At 68.6% G+C, this 12,127-nt stretch carries 16 protein-coding genes and 1 tRNA gene; 11 read left to right on the forward strand and 6 right to left on the reverse strand.

From position 1 onward, the window contains the following. Nucleotides 1-15: 15 nt before the first annotated feature. The 4 genes from WHI96_RS19575 to WHI96_RS19590 all read right to left on the reverse strand — a co-directional run bounded on the left by WHI96_RS19575 (nt 16) and on the right by WHI96_RS19590 (nt 2,914). The gene (locus WHI96_RS19575) at nt 16-540 is read right to left on the reverse strand and encodes a hypothetical protein (protein ID WP_345640627.1); all 525 of its coding nucleotides are present in this window, start codon (nt 538-540) and stop codon (nt 16-18) included. Between the two features lie 547 nt (nt 541-1,087). Continuing rightward, entirely contained in the window at nt 1,088-1,609 is a 522-nt protein-coding gene (locus WHI96_RS19580; protein ID WP_345640624.1) for an OsmC family protein, read from the reverse strand. A 772-nt stretch (nt 1,610-2,381) separates the two neighbouring features. After that, nucleotides 2,382-2,453 (reverse strand) — tRNA-Leu (locus WHI96_RS19585). Nucleotides 2,454-2,545: 92 nt separating this feature from the next. Continuing rightward, entirely contained in the window at nt 2,546-2,914 is a 369-nt protein-coding gene (locus WHI96_RS19590) for a hypothetical protein (RefSeq protein ID WP_130288647.1), read from the reverse strand. 328 nt (nt 2,915-3,242) lie between these two features. Between WHI96_RS19590 and WHI96_RS19595 the strand changes: the two genes are divergently transcribed. From WHI96_RS19595 to WHI96_RS19610, 4 genes are all read left to right on the forward strand, one after another. After that, nucleotides 3,243-3,728 carry a VOC family protein gene (locus tag WHI96_RS19595; protein WP_130288646.1) on the forward strand — a complete coding sequence of 162 codons (486 nt, stop codon included), beginning with the start codon at nt 3,243-3,245 and terminating at the stop codon, nt 3,726-3,728. A gap of 50 nt (nt 3,729-3,778) precedes the next feature. Next, nucleotides 3,779-4,084, forward strand: coding sequence for a hypothetical protein (locus WHI96_RS19600; protein ID WP_130288645.1), 306 nt, complete (start codon nt 3,779-3,781; stop codon nt 4,082-4,084). A 275-nt stretch (nt 4,085-4,359) separates the two neighbouring features. After that, nucleotides 4,360-4,920, forward strand: a complete 561-nt coding sequence (locus WHI96_RS19605) for a DUF6932 family protein (protein WP_345640620.1) — start codon at nt 4,360-4,362, stop codon at nt 4,918-4,920. Between the two features lie 59 nt (nt 4,921-4,979). Continuing rightward, on the forward strand, nt 4,980-5,906 hold the full coding sequence (locus WHI96_RS19610) for a hypothetical protein (protein ID WP_130288643.1): 927 nt from the start codon (nt 4,980-4,982) through the stop codon (nt 5,904-5,906). Between the two features lie 79 nt (nt 5,907-5,985). Here the strand turns inward: WHI96_RS19610 and cutA are convergent, their stop codons facing one another. Both cutA and WHI96_RS19615 read right to left on the reverse strand, forming a co-directional pair. Further along, nucleotides 5,986-6,324, reverse strand: a complete 339-nt coding sequence (gene cutA / locus WHI96_RS27910; RefSeq protein WP_130288642.1) for a divalent-cation tolerance protein CutA — start codon at nt 6,322-6,324, stop codon at nt 5,986-5,988. Continuing rightward, a complete protein-coding gene (locus WHI96_RS19615) occupies nt 6,321-6,926 on the reverse strand; it encodes a helix-turn-helix transcriptional regulator (protein ID WP_161152565.1) in 606 nt (201 codons plus the stop codon). Before WHI96_RS19615 ends, cutA begins: the two co-directional genes overlap by 4 nt. Nucleotides 6,927-7,092: 166 nt before the next feature. Here WHI96_RS19615 and WHI96_RS19620 point away from each other — a divergent pair, with 166 nt between their 5' ends. From WHI96_RS19620 to WHI96_RS19650, 7 genes are all read left to right on the forward strand, one after another. Beyond that, nucleotides 7,093-7,515, forward strand: a complete 423-nt coding sequence (locus WHI96_RS19620) for a plasmid replication, integration and excision activator (RefSeq protein WP_130288641.1) — start codon at nt 7,093-7,095, stop codon at nt 7,513-7,515. 120 nt (nt 7,516-7,635) lie between these two features. Next, nucleotides 7,636-8,091, forward strand: coding sequence for a hypothetical protein (locus tag WHI96_RS19625; protein ID WP_130288640.1), 456 nt, complete (start codon nt 7,636-7,638; stop codon nt 8,089-8,091). Beyond that, the gene (locus WHI96_RS19630; protein ID WP_130288639.1) at nt 8,088-8,432 is read left to right on the forward strand and encodes a WhiB family transcriptional regulator; all 345 of its coding nucleotides are present in this window, start codon (nt 8,088-8,090) and stop codon (nt 8,430-8,432) included. The genes WHI96_RS19625 and WHI96_RS19630 overlap by 4 nt, the downstream gene beginning before the upstream one ends. Then, the gene (locus WHI96_RS19635; RefSeq protein ID WP_161152563.1) at nt 8,429-8,596 is read left to right on the forward strand and encodes a hypothetical protein; all 168 of its coding nucleotides are present in this window, start codon (nt 8,429-8,431) and stop codon (nt 8,594-8,596) included. The genes WHI96_RS19630 and WHI96_RS19635 overlap by 4 nt, the downstream gene beginning before the upstream one ends. Continuing rightward, a complete protein-coding gene (locus WHI96_RS19640; RefSeq protein ID WP_423213627.1) occupies nt 8,593-10,221 on the forward strand; it encodes an FtsK/SpoIIIE domain-containing protein in 1,629 nt (542 codons plus the stop codon). The genes WHI96_RS19635 and WHI96_RS19640 overlap by 4 nt, the downstream gene beginning before the upstream one ends. A gap of 59 nt (nt 10,222-10,280) precedes the next feature. After that, nucleotides 10,281-11,876, forward strand: a complete 1,596-nt coding sequence (locus tag WHI96_RS19645) for a replication initiator (RefSeq protein ID WP_345640987.1) — start codon at nt 10,281-10,283, stop codon at nt 11,874-11,876. Next, on the forward strand, nt 11,873-12,043 hold the full coding sequence (locus tag WHI96_RS19650; RefSeq protein ID WP_345640614.1) for a helix-turn-helix transcriptional regulator: 171 nt from the start codon (nt 11,873-11,875) through the stop codon (nt 12,041-12,043). The genes WHI96_RS19645 and WHI96_RS19650 overlap by 4 nt, the downstream gene beginning before the upstream one ends. Nucleotides 12,044-12,127: the final 84 nt, after the last annotated feature.

Genomic DNA, 12,127 nt, shown 5'->3' on the forward strand with positions numbered 1-12,127 from the left:
CCGCTCCCGCAATCGCTAACAACCCGCGGTAACGGACTGATTTGTCCCCGTATTCAAGTTGACGTCCGGAATGTATCCGGTCTCCGTGCGATACCAGAGCGTACTTCCCACGTTCTGAGAGTTCACGACGTACTCCCCCTGCACGCTGCAGAAGAGGTTGATCAATACTCCCGAGTTGGCTTGCCCCACGGTCGGCGCGGTCGACAGCGGATTCGAATAGATGAGAGCACCTTGCCCGGCCGGAACAAGAACGCTCGCGACGAACGGAGCGGGCGCGGCCGATACGCCTGGATCCGAAGGAGACCCTGGATCGCTCGTCTGCGCCTGTGCTTGTGGAATCTTCGAACCGATGTCGGCCAGACCGAAGAAGAGCGCCAGAAGGAGCAGCACCGAGCCGACGGCGAAACAGGCCACTCGTGGAGCGCGCCCTACCGTCGGCATCACGGAGCCCGAGAACGTGAAACCGCCACCTATCAACCCGACCAGCAGGAGAACGACACCCGCTCCCCCCATCACGACCGAAAGCGTCCCGGTCATCATTCCTCCCTGTTCGGACCCGCCACCGAGTTCTCAGCGCCGCCCGGTCGGCGCGCCTGACGCACATTCCTCACTCTTCGTCGTGCAGCGTCGGCCGCCGGTTCGGTGGTACGTCCGACCGGGGGTCGCGACGATGCTCGTCTGCGTTACAGGGAAGAGCGGTGGAGCGGCACCTCACCTCGGCCGGCCACACTCTCGCCCGCCCCCTGGTCCTGGCCGCGTGTTGCCCGAGCGGTGGGGACGAGGCACGGGAGCGGGGTCGCGGCGGCGCTCGGGACGGCTCCGGTGTCCGGGTCCTCAGCGCCGTTCGGCTCCGGGCCGGGGCACACGCCCGCTCCGAGCGGTCGTCGCGCGTGGTGTCGGCACGTGTTCGGCACGGCGTGAAGCGGCGCGGTTCCGCTGCGGCCCGGAGCAAGCCGGTCGACGGGCGGCTGCCGAGCAGAAGGCCCCACCCGGCCGATCTGGCGGGGCGGGGCCTGTGGCGTTCGTGCTGTGCGTCGATCCCGTCTCGGGAGGCGTGTCCGGTGGACGGACGCGCGTGACCCGTCGGTCAGGCCGGTGCGCCGGTGGTGACGGGAGTCGGGTTCCGGAACAGGTCCAGAACGGGGCAGTGCTCGTCCACCGTGTCCCGCAGACGCTGGTACTCCTCCGGCGAGGCCGGTCCCTTGAGGTCGACGACCAGCCGGACGGCGCCGAAGCCGGGACGGACGTTGTCGTCGAGGCCGAAGAAGCCGCGCACGTCCAGGTCGCCTTCGACCTCGACGTGCACGTCGTCGACCGGGATGCCGAGCTTGGCGGCGTAGAACCGGTAGGTCACCACCTGGCAGGACAGGAGGCTGGCCAGGGCGAACTCGACCGGGTTGGGGGCGGCGTTGTTCCCACCGAGCGCGGACGGCTCGTCGGACAGGACCTCGTGGTCACCGATCCGGATGTGCGAGGTGACGCCGTCGCCGCCGTCGCCGGTCGCGCTGAAGAGGGCCCGGGCGTTGCCGGCGTCACGGGACACCGCGTCGGTCGTGGCGTCGACGATGCCGACCAGAGCGGCGTCGCGGGGGGTCTGGGTGCTGGTCATGTGTGATCTCCGAAGAAGTGTGGAAGCGACAGGCCGGCGGTCAGCGACAACAGATGGCGCTGGCCGTGAGCAGGAAGTCGACGTGGAGACGTCGCACGCCCAGGAACATCCGCCACCCCTTCACGAGATCCAGATCGACGGTAGTCAGATCCCCGTGGGACGTCGATGACACGACCACCCGCTGAAACGATCATCGAGCCGGTCCGGACAACTGCTGCGGCTCGACGACGGACCTCATCGGCATCGCGCTGCTCGACGCGGTGCGCCAGGTCCAGCCGTCCGGTCCACGGCTCGTCGCGTTCTTCGGCGCCGTGTACGTCGGCGCTCTGCGTCCCGGTGAGGCCGTCACACTGCGCCGCACCGACCTGGCCCTGCCGTCGGAGGGCTGGGGCGAGCTTCTGCTCGGACGCTCGACGCCGGAGGCCGGCGCCGCCCGGACCGACACCGGGCGCCGTCGTGAGGAGCGCGGGTTGGTGCGCCGGGCGGTCGGCGAGACCCGCAACGTCCCGTCGACGCAGGTCGCCCGATGGGCCGGGCACGGCGTCGCCGTCCTCCCGCAGACCTGCGCCACGTGCATCTCCGGCCGGAGGACGCGGCCGGCAGCGCATCGCCGGGGCCCTCGGGGAGCCCGGACGCGGCCGAAACCTCGACACGTGGTTCGACACGGCCACCCGGTGGGCACCGGTTCCCGCCGGTCACAGCCGGACAGCCGCCTCGTGGCCTCGACGGGCGAACACGCTGGTCAGGGGCGTAAGGTCGCGGCCGGAACGGGTGCCCCCGGTGGGAGTCGAACCCACACCGGTGACCCTTTTAAGGGGAGGCCCTGCGCACCCTGTTCGATGGCCCTGACCTGCAATAGTTCCGTCGCCCGGTCGGTCCGGTCACAAACTTCAGCACGTATTCGGCACGGGGATCGACGAACGGTGCGGGTGACGGCTACGCCGTGTCGGCGAGTTGTTTTGCCTTGGCGAGGCGCTCGGACACAGTGGTATCGCCTCGACCAGGTGGACACGCTCGGAGGTATCGCTCGAGAATCGCGACCTCTGCGAGGTGGTCGCGTTGGCGCCGGTAGATGACGGCGGCTCGCTTCGTGTACCCAGGCGGAGGGTCCATGGTCTTAATCGCGGCGGCCCGTTCAGCGGCAGCGATGATCTCCAGCAGCAGAGTCAGTGACTCGTCGTCTCGTCGCTGCTTCCGCAGCTCGTCAAGGTGTGGGACCCACTCGGTGAAGTGTCGTCCACGAACCTGTCCCGCGGCTTCGACAGCAGCATTGATCTTCTTAAAGTCGGGCAGATCTGGTGCCATCGACGCCAAGCTAGCGGGTGGTCGCGCGGGGTTCGCTACCCCACTCCCCTGCCTGGTGGTGATCTCCTCGCGGCGCGGGCTTGCCCCTGCCGGGCCGAGGGGCGGGGTGCAAGGTACTCAGTCCCGCCTTGTGCCCCGCCCCTCGGGCTGGCTGCCGTCTCGGCGCGCCGTGAGGAGATCACCACCCACGCCACACTCCCCCTGATCTCCGAAGCGGTGTCGGGTGTGGGCAGCGCCCACCATCTCTTCGAGGGCGACAATCTTGTGAGGCCGTGCCGGATATGCCCGTCTGCCCGCTACGCTCGGCGGACTCGTGAAGGGGGCCGACATGACCAACGTGTCGCAGGAGACCACGGTGACGTGCGGGTGTTGCGGCGCTCCGAAGCCTCCGGACGAGGTGGCGCGGCTGAGCCATCACCCCGAGATCGCGGTGTGTGGCGGCTGTGTGCACGGCATGGCCGGTCGGCTGGCGAACCGCCCATCGATCACGCCGATCTTCCCGGTGCACGACATGCCGGCAGCCCGGGAGTTCTGGACCCGTGCGGGCCTACAGGTCGAGGAGTACAGCCCGGAGTACGCGTTCGTCATGTTCGGCGACGCGGAGGTGCTGCATCTGGATCTGCGGGCCGAGCTCGACCCGGAGCACAACGCCGCGGCGGTCTACATCCACATTCCCGATCCCCACGACTGGCACGCCCGCCTGAAGGCGCAGGGCCTGCCGGTTAGCGACGTCGTGGTCGAACCGTGGGGAATGATCGAGTTCAGTGTGAAGGACCCGAGCGGGAACCTGATCCGGATGGGCCGCAACGATTGAACCGCTGCTGGCCCGGGAGTGTCGCTACCCGCGCCGGGCACCATGTAGAGATGCGCGTTGAGCTTCTGGTCGTGACGGACTGCCCGAACGAGCGCCCGACCTTCGAGCGTCTGCGCCAGGCCCTCGACGACGCCGGACATGAGGACACTCCGATCGCGGTCCGCATCGTCACCGAGGACACGGTGGGCTCGATCCCGGCGTTCGCGGGTTCCCCGACGGTCGTGATCGATGGCGCCGATCCGTTCGCCGAGCAGGTCTCGCCCGGAGCGGGTCTGTCGTGCCGGGTCTACCGATCCGCAGCTGGGATGGCTGGAGCACCGTCGCTGGACGACCTGAGCCGTGCTGTGGCTCGCTGAATGCCTCCGGGATAGGCGTTCGTCCCGTGGCAGTGGGGCCGGGTAGCCGGACCCGACGCCGCGAACGGGCCGGAGGTGTAGTGAGCGAAGCGGCGGGGCCGGCGTGGCCGGCCCCGCGCCGCCGGAGGCGGCGCCTTGATCCCCTAGAGGCGGATTCGGCACGTCCGGTGAGGTGCGTCACTACTGGGCACGGAGAACCCGATCGCTGCCCGTGGCTAACAAGACACCGCTCGTGCACGACTCCATATCCGTGGACGTGTTGGAAAGGCGCGGGCGTGCTGCCTGAGCTGGTCGTGAGCGAAGACGACGAGCAGCAGTTCGTCCTGCCGTGGTCCGAGGAGCCGTGGCCAGCGACCTGGCAGGAAGTCGAACGCACGTTCAGGACGACAGATCATCGACGGTCGCTACTGAGTCTCGCCTCGTCTCGCCTGTTTGAGCTCCAGGCAGCAGGCATACCGATCTACGCGGCGTGGATCAACGGCTCCTTCGTGACCGCCCGGGAGCACCCGAACGACATCGACGTCGTTGTCCTGATCGACGGTGATCGTTCCGCCGCCAGCCGCGAGGCCACCGGCCTGAGCCCAGCAGCGTGGCTGGACGCAACCCACGTTCTTCGGAATGCCCGATACGAACGTGGCGGGACGGCTGCCGACCATCGCTCGGACTTCCGGTTTGTGACGTTCTATGCAGAAGAGGCCCGCTGGACAGCAACAGCCCAGGACGAACTGGATCACTGGTTTACGGTTTGGTCTCGTCTCGAGGTTGGACCACGGGATCGATCGGGGCGGGGCAAGATGGTGGAGGACGCGAAGGGCTTCGTAGAGGTGAGGTGGTGAGCGTGTCGGGTGTCGACCGGCCCACCTTTCGGCGCGCTGGGCCGCGGAGGCGGGGCGAGGTGGCCAGCCCGCAAGCGGATCTTGCCGCCTACGACGAGCTCCTGCGGCGCGTCCCATCTGACTACCCGGGGCTGCCGCTCATGCTCCAACGACGCGAAGAGCTTTCGCAAGCTGTCGTTGGTCCGCCTGCGACACTAGAACTACATCTCGATGGCGGCGACGTTATCGGCCACTCAACCTCAGCTAGACCACTTTCGAACTTCGTTCGCTATTTAGACGAAGCAGTCAAGGAGCTGGCAAAAAGCATCGCGGGGATTGGAAAACTCTCGGGATCCCTTCGGGTTACACCCGGATTCGGGAGCGTTCTACTCACAATATCAGCCCCACAGATTTCCGCTGATAGCGGAGCCGCACTCGACATGGCCGCGGAACGTATCGAGGTAGACGGCCTACGGAAGCTAGTTGCCCTAATGGCTATTGCGGCAGCCGACGACGACCCCACGTCCTCAGAGCTGAGCGCAGCCATGTTTGACTTAAATCCCGCATCTCGTAGATCAGTCGCGCAATTCGCGAAAGCCACAGCTGATGCAGAGTACGAAGTTTCCGGCAGCTGGAGCGACTCGCGGAACGGAACGGTACAGGTAAATATGGGGCTCGCGGCAGCCAAACGTCTGCGTCGCACTGCAAGCGAAACCGTTGATCAAGTCGAGTATACGACGATCACAGGCACTGTCGATGGCTGGGAATGGTCGACGTCGCGCCTCTCGTTCGCTCCCCGTACCGGAAAGACGTTTAGAGCATCCGTGCCGGAGCGCCTGTCACGTACCGTGGCATCACTTATTTCTGATCGCGAGCTGACAGTTGCAGCGCGTTTTGCGGTACACGAGAAGGTCGCACGAGGAAGTTCAATGGCGACAAAACGGGCTTACACTCTCGAGGAGATCGAGGTCAAGGGAGAGCAAGGCGACCTGCGGGATGAGGAGTAGCTCGCAACCGGTCGGAGTCAAGCAAGAGCTGCAAGAACGTCTCTCCGCCGACTCCGTTTTAGAGGAGAGAAGGATCTGATCAGCCCTGCCGGGTCTCCGCCGCAATCCACTCAAGATAACGCGGGTTACCGTCATAAATGGGACGAGCACTCACGCTCGGCACCATATAAGGGTGATCTTTCTCGGCGCGCTCTACTATCCTCGCAACAAGCGACCGTCTCGTATGCAGCGCCACACGCCCCTCGGTGCGTTCGCGCAATTCACCGTCCCACCGGTACGCAGATCGCACTGGCTCAAAATTGTGTGCATTAGATGCCAGTCGATCAGCCACGAGAGATCTGGCGAATTCGTACAGCCATTCCGGGTCAGGCGCGGTGACAACGACTTCGCACAACTCAATCTGCCCGCCGGTGATCATGCGATGCCGCCTCGCACTGCCACAAGCTCAGACATCGCCCGCTCAGAATCTTTAGCAGTCTTACCCATGGTTGCCCAACCGGTCATAATATTGTCGTCGTAGCCGAGCCCCACCCATCGACCGGTAAACTCGATTCCGTGAGGGTGCATGGCCAGAAACATCGTGCCCTTCGACCGAACAGCCCCGTCAGCCGCCGCGTACCAGCCGGTGAGAATCTGGTTGTCCCAGAGGCGCAGCTCGCCTGACCACAAATAGCCACCCTCTGCCTGACTGAGTCCACGCTGAGTTGCGGCAATGTGCACGAGGTCGCCCTCCTGACGCATGCGCACAGGCTGCGTGGCGACCTTCTCGACGCCGTCGCGGGTCGTCTGCCATGACGCCCACCAGTCTCCACTCAGCGAGACGCGCCCGGGCGCGCGGCCGGCCAGCTCGCTCACCGACACCCCGAGGGCGTCGGCGATGGTCAACGCGACCGACAGCAGCGGCTGCTGCTCCCCCGCCTCGTAGCGACGAATCTGCCGGGTGTCGATGCCGGCCACCCGCGCCAGGTCGGCCTGCGACATGCCGAGATCCGCTCGACGCCTCCGGATCACTTCGCCCATTTCCACGCACCCCATCGTCGTAGGACTTCCTAATCCCTGACAACCGGACTAGTTCGCCTCACTGTAGGACTTGTTAGTCCGCAACAGGGGCGGGCAAGTCCGCTCCGTCGGTCTGACCTCGGCACACCCGACCGTGTCGCCGAGCAACCCGAGGAGGGCGCCAGTCATGGCGATCAAGAACAAGTTCCCCGTCGCGATGGGCGACGTGTTCCCCCACGGCGCGTTCGTGGTGTCCGAGGTCGAGCCGGTCCGGGACTTCGACAAGTCCTCCCCCGGCCGCCCGGTCCAGCAGACCGACAAGGAGACCGGGCTGCCGGTGTGGTCGGTCTCGGTCCTCGACGCCGACCCCGAGGCCCGCCGCACCGACAAGACGGTCACGGTGAAGATCGCGGCACCGCACCAGCCGGTCCCGCCCGAGGCCGCCGCAGGGCTGCCGTTCCGCCCGGTCGAGTTCGACGGCCTCACCGTCACCCCGTACGTGCAGGAGACCGGAGGCCGGCCCCGCGTCGCCTACAGCTTCCGCGCCGCCGGGATGCGCGCCCCCGGCCACCAGCGCCCGGCCCCGGGCAAGAACCAGGACGCGGCCTGAGCTGCCACTCACCCACCGCGTCAGGTGGAGGGAAGCCCGTCCGTAGCGGGCTCCCCTCCGATCTTCCTCGCCCCTCGTAGCCCTGCCAGGCACTAAGACTCGGAAGGACACCGAGCGTAGATGCACACCTCCCTACCCCGTCATGCCCACACCACGACCGACCCCACCGACGCCCAGGTCGTGCCGGTGGCCCGTCTCGTCGAAGCCGGCCTCCGCCGCACCAGCCGCGCGATCCGCGACACCGCCCGACCCTCGGCCGGGGACCTGCTCGCCCACGCCGCCCGGGCCCGTCGGCTCGCCGAGCTCCACACCCGCCGGGCCCGCTGGTGGGCCATTCTGCAGCGCGACACGGCCACCAACTACGCGCCGGTCGTCTACGTCCAGGCCGTCGTCACCGCGGTCATGGAGAACGAGCGCCAGGCCCGCTACTGGACCGACACCGCCGACGACTGGCAGGCCCTCGCCGACGGCCGACCCACCTCCGACGTCGCCGGGGCCATGTCCAACTGGGCCGACCTCGGCCTCACCGACCCCGCCGCCCCCGGGCTCCCGGACACCTCGGCGGTGGCCCGATGAGCGCCCCGAGCCAGGGCCGGCCGGTGCTGCGGCTGGTCCCGATCACCGACCCCACCGCCGCAACGACCGATGTCCGCTGGCGGGATGACGCCGCGTGCGCCGGGCTGGACACCGAGCTGTTCTTCCCCGTCGACGACCGCGCGGCCTCGGTCGAGACACCACGTCGGGTGTGCCGGGGCTGCCCGGTCCGCGCCGCCTGCCTCGCCGACGCGCTCGCCACGGAGGACCCGGCCCGGCGCTACGGCATCACCGGCGGTACCACCCCCGGCGAGCGCCGGACTCTGCACCGCGCCGGGCTCACCATCACCACCACCCCGGCCGCCGGAGGTGACGTCGCATGAACGCCACCAAGCCGACCCGCCCGACCCGGTGCGAGGTCTGCCGGACACCGCTCCACGAGCGCCCCGACCCACGTCGCCGCCGGTGCGCCGATCACCTCGACCAGCTCGCACTGGTCCCGCTGTCCACCGTCCGCACCGCCCGTGGCAAGGGAGGCCGAAAGTGATCACCGCTGCTGCCTCACCGGCCGATGTGCCGCTGTCGGTCAACCAGATCCTCACCGTCGGCGGCGCCCTGGCCGCGGTCACCGTCTACCTGCTCTACAAGATCGGCCATTACCTCGCGAAGGTCCTGGAAGCCCTCGCCACCGCCGCGGTCGTGTTCCTCGCCCTCTGGTTCGCCGCCAAGGGCCTCGTCCTCGCGGTCGTGTGGGCGGTCCGGCACTGGCGCACCACTACGACAGTTGCCGTGGTATCGGCGTGGTGCTGGTGGTGGGGCTGGCTGTCGCTGCTACTCACCCTCACCGCCGTGACGGTCGTGCTCGGGGTGTGGCGGGTCACGTCGCTGCCCTCGTTCGACCACTGGGCCGGACGTCACCTGCGCTCCTGGTGGCAGCGCTGGCTCGTCTACGCACCCCGGATGCCGCGCTGGCTGCGCTCGGTCGGCCTCACGGTCCCCGACCGCGGCGGGGCCACGGTCATCCAGGTCAACCCGCTGCGCCGCACCGCCACCGCCCCCCGGGAGCGACCGCGCCGCGACCAGCTCCCCCGCATCCTCTCGGTCCGCTCCGGACCCTCGTGGGACGAGGTCAAGGTCCGTCTGGTCGCCGGGCAGACCCCGGAGGACTTCGACACTGCCGCCCGCGCCCTCGCGGTGGCTCGCGGGGTGAACCGCTGCCAGGTCCGCGAACTGAGCCCGAACGTGGTGTCGATCGACTACCAGCGCCGCAACCTCCTCGACGCCGTCGTCACCGCACCCGACCTCGACGCCATGGCCGGCCTCCCCGGGGACGCGATCGACCTGGACCGGGTGCTGTCCGGAGCTACCGAGTACGGCACACCGTGGCGGCAGTCGATCCGCGGTAGCCACACCCTGATCGGCGGCGCCACCGGGGCAGGCAAGGGCTCCCTGATGTGGACGCCCCTGCTGTCGATCGCCCCGGCCATCCGCGACGGCCTGGTCCGGGTCAATGGCATCGACCCGAAGGGCATGGAACTGGCCTACGGCCGCGACGTGTTCCACCGCTACGCCGTCACCAGCAAGGACGCCCTGGCCCTGCTCGACGACCTGGTCGAGCAGATGGAAGCGCGCAAGCGCGAGCACGCCGGAACCACCCGCCTCGTCCCGATCACGACCGAGACTCCGTTGGAGATCGTGGAGTTCGACGAGATCGGCGCCCTGCTCCGCTACGTCGGCGACCGCAAGACCCGCGAGGCCATCACCGAACGCATCGCGCTGCTGACCACCCAGGGCCGGGCGCTGGGGTTCACCGTCCGCGGTTACGTGCAGGAGCCGACCAAGGACACTGTCCCGGTGCGGGAGTTGTTCCCGCGCCGCATCTGCCTTCGCGTGGCCTCCAAGAGCCACGTCGGGATGGTCCTGGGCGATCAGGCGTACGACCGGGGTGCGTGGGCGAACCGCATCGGCGAGTCCGAACCCGGTGTCGGCTACCTGTTCGGGGAAGGCGTCCGCGAGCCCCTGCGCGTGCGCGCCGCGTGGGTTCCGGATGACGCGATCAAGGCCCTAGAACGGTTCGTCACCGCCCCCTCGCCCGACCCGGCCCGCCGCCCCGCGCCGGTGCTGCCGTTCCGCCCCGGCACACCCGCACTACCCGCCGGAGGTGCCGCGTGAACGCCGCGACCGGCACCGAGCCGATCGACCAGGAGAAGCTCACCCGCGCACAGAAGGCCATGCTCGCGCTCTCGAACGAGGTCGCGACGCAGCTCGCCGAGGACCACGGCGTCTGCATCCGGCCGCTGGCCATGCGCCGCATCGACCAGAGCAGCGGGCGGGTCGACGTCGTCCCCGTCCCGTGCGGGTCCACGCGGGAGGACCAGTGCCGCCCCTGCGCGGAGAAGGCCCGACGCCTGCGCATGGTCCAGTGCCGCGAGGGCTGGCACCTCGAAGACGAACCCATCGTCAAACCCGCCGACCCCACCGCCGCGCAGAAAGAGCTGATGACGGTCCGGGCGGACCTGCACGCCGCCTACACCGACGCCCGCGCCAAGGGCGACGACGCCGAGTGCGAGGAGATCCGCGAGACCGTCGCCGAGGTCGACCAGGAGCTGCGCGCACTCGGGGTCCGCGGCCGCCTGGCCCCGCTCGACCCGACACCCCAGACCGTGCGCCGCTCCACCCGCCGACGGCAGGACGCACCGAACCTGCCCCGCCGCCCGGTCGAGAACCGCACCCTCGGACGGGTGTTCGGAGGGAAGTACCGCCCCTCCACGTTCCTCACCCTGACCCTCGACACGTATGGGCGGGTGGACAAGCACGGCGCCGCGCTCGACCCGGACACCTACGACTACCGCCGCGCCGCCCGCGACGCGATCCACTTCCCGAAGCTGCTGGACCGGTTCTGGCAGAACACCCGCCGGTGTGTGGGCTGGGACGTGCAGTACTTCGGGACCGTCGAGCCGCAGAAGCGCGGGGCACCGCACTTCCACGCCGCCATCCGCGGCACCATCCCCCGCACCGAGCTGCGGGCGATCACGGCTGCGACCTACCACCAGGTGTGGTGGCCGCACCACGACGAGATCGTCTACAGCGGGGACCGGCTCCCGCGCTGGGACCACCACCACAAGGCGTTCGTCGACCCCGAGACTCGCGAGCCGCTGCCCACCTGGGACGAGGCCACCGACCCGGACGCGCTCGCGGCTCCGGCACACACAGTGGTGTTCGGGCCGCAGGTCCACGTCAAGGGCATCCTCGGCGGTTCTGAGGAGGCTGGACGGCACATCGGCTACCTGACCAAGTACCTCACCAAGTCCGTCGGGCAGGCCGCCGGCCTCGACGAGTCCGCGACGTCTCGCCAGCGGGAGCACGCCCGCCGCCTGGCCGCCGAGCTGGCCATCACGCCGTGCTCGCCGCGCTGCCCGATCTGGCTGCTCTATGGCATCGAGCCCAAGGGCGCCCGACCCGGGACGACGCCAGGGCAGTGCAAGGGCAAAGCGCACAAGCCCGAGCACCTCGGCATCGCCGGACGCCGGGTACTGGTCTCACGGAAGTGGTCCAACAAGTCGCTCTCGGACCACCGCGCGGAGCGGACGGCGTTCGTTCGGCAACTGCTCGACCGGGCAGGGGTGCAGCCCGCCTACGCCGTCAACGACGGCCCGTTCACCTGGGAGACGACCAAGCCCGGGGACTCGGACGTGCCTCCTCGCACGGTGCTGCTGCTCCATGCGATCAACCAACGGAGCCGATGGCGCGCGGACTACGACGCCGCCGTCCTGGCGACAAGCGACGCCCCACCCGACCGTTCGGCAACTGAGGGAGCAGCGGCATGACGAAGACGACGGAGCGGCTGACGGTCATGCAGGTGTGCGCAGAACTCAGGATCTCGCGGTCAACGTTCTACGAGTGGCGGGCGAAGAACCGGGCCCCGCGGTGCATCAAGCTCCCCAACGGTGAGGTCACGTCCGGCGGAGTGGTGTATGAGATCGACTCCGCGTGATCTTGGTTCGGGATTCTAGGCGGTTATTGCCTCGGTTGTCATGAGTGCCTCGCTGCCGGTCGGTGCGGCTTCGGTGGTGACGAT

It is taken from the genome of Pseudonocardia tropica (genome assembly GCF_040105315.1).
In the GTDB taxonomy this organism is placed as follows: Bacteria; Actinomycetota; Actinomycetes; order Mycobacteriales; family Pseudonocardiaceae; genus Pseudonocardia; species Pseudonocardia alni.

What these genes read in the sequence shown, in the direction of transcription:
- WHI96_RS19615 (WP_161152565.1), bottom strand. Translation starts at nt 6,926, where the DNA reads ATGGGCGAAGTGATCCGGAGGCGTCGAGCGGATCTCGGCATGTCGCAG.
- WHI96_RS19600 (WP_130288645.1), top strand. Translation starts at nt 3,779, where the DNA reads ATGCGCGTTGAGCTTCTGGTCGTGACGGACTGCCCGAACGAGCGCCCG.
- WHI96_RS19630 (WP_130288639.1), top strand. Translation starts at nt 8,088, where the DNA reads ATGAGCGCCCCGAGCCAGGGCCGGCCGGTGCTGCGGCTGGTCCCGATC.
- cutA (WP_130288642.1), bottom strand. Translation starts at nt 6,324, where the DNA reads ATGATCACCGGCGGGCAGATTGAGTTGTGCGAAGTCGTTGTCACCGCG.
- WHI96_RS19635 (WP_161152563.1), top strand. Translation starts at nt 8,429, where the DNA reads ATGAACGCCACCAAGCCGACCCGCCCGACCCGGTGCGAGGTCTGCCGG.
- WHI96_RS19590 (WP_130288647.1), bottom strand. Translation starts at nt 2,914, where the DNA reads ATGGCACCAGATCTGCCCGACTTTAAGAAGATCAATGCTGCTGTCGAA.
- WHI96_RS19595 (WP_130288646.1), top strand. Translation starts at nt 3,243, where the DNA reads ATGACCAACGTGTCGCAGGAGACCACGGTGACGTGCGGGTGTTGCGGC.
- WHI96_RS19650 (WP_345640614.1), top strand. Translation starts at nt 11,873, where the DNA reads ATGACGAAGACGACGGAGCGGCTGACGGTCATGCAGGTGTGCGCAGAA.
- WHI96_RS19645 (WP_345640987.1), top strand. Translation starts at nt 10,281, where the DNA reads ATGCTCGCGCTCTCGAACGAGGTCGCGACGCAGCTCGCCGAGGACCAC.
- WHI96_RS19625 (WP_130288640.1), top strand. Translation starts at nt 7,636, where the DNA reads ATGCACACCTCCCTACCCCGTCATGCCCACACCACGACCGACCCCACC.
- WHI96_RS19575 (WP_345640627.1), bottom strand. Translation starts at nt 540, where the DNA reads ATGATGACCGGGACGCTTTCGGTCGTGATGGGGGGAGCGGGTGTCGTT.
- WHI96_RS19580 (WP_345640624.1), bottom strand. Translation starts at nt 1,609, where the DNA reads ATGACCAGCACCCAGACCCCCCGCGACGCCGCTCTGGTCGGCATCGTC.
- WHI96_RS19620 (WP_130288641.1), top strand. Translation starts at nt 7,093, where the DNA reads ATGGCGATCAAGAACAAGTTCCCCGTCGCGATGGGCGACGTGTTCCCC.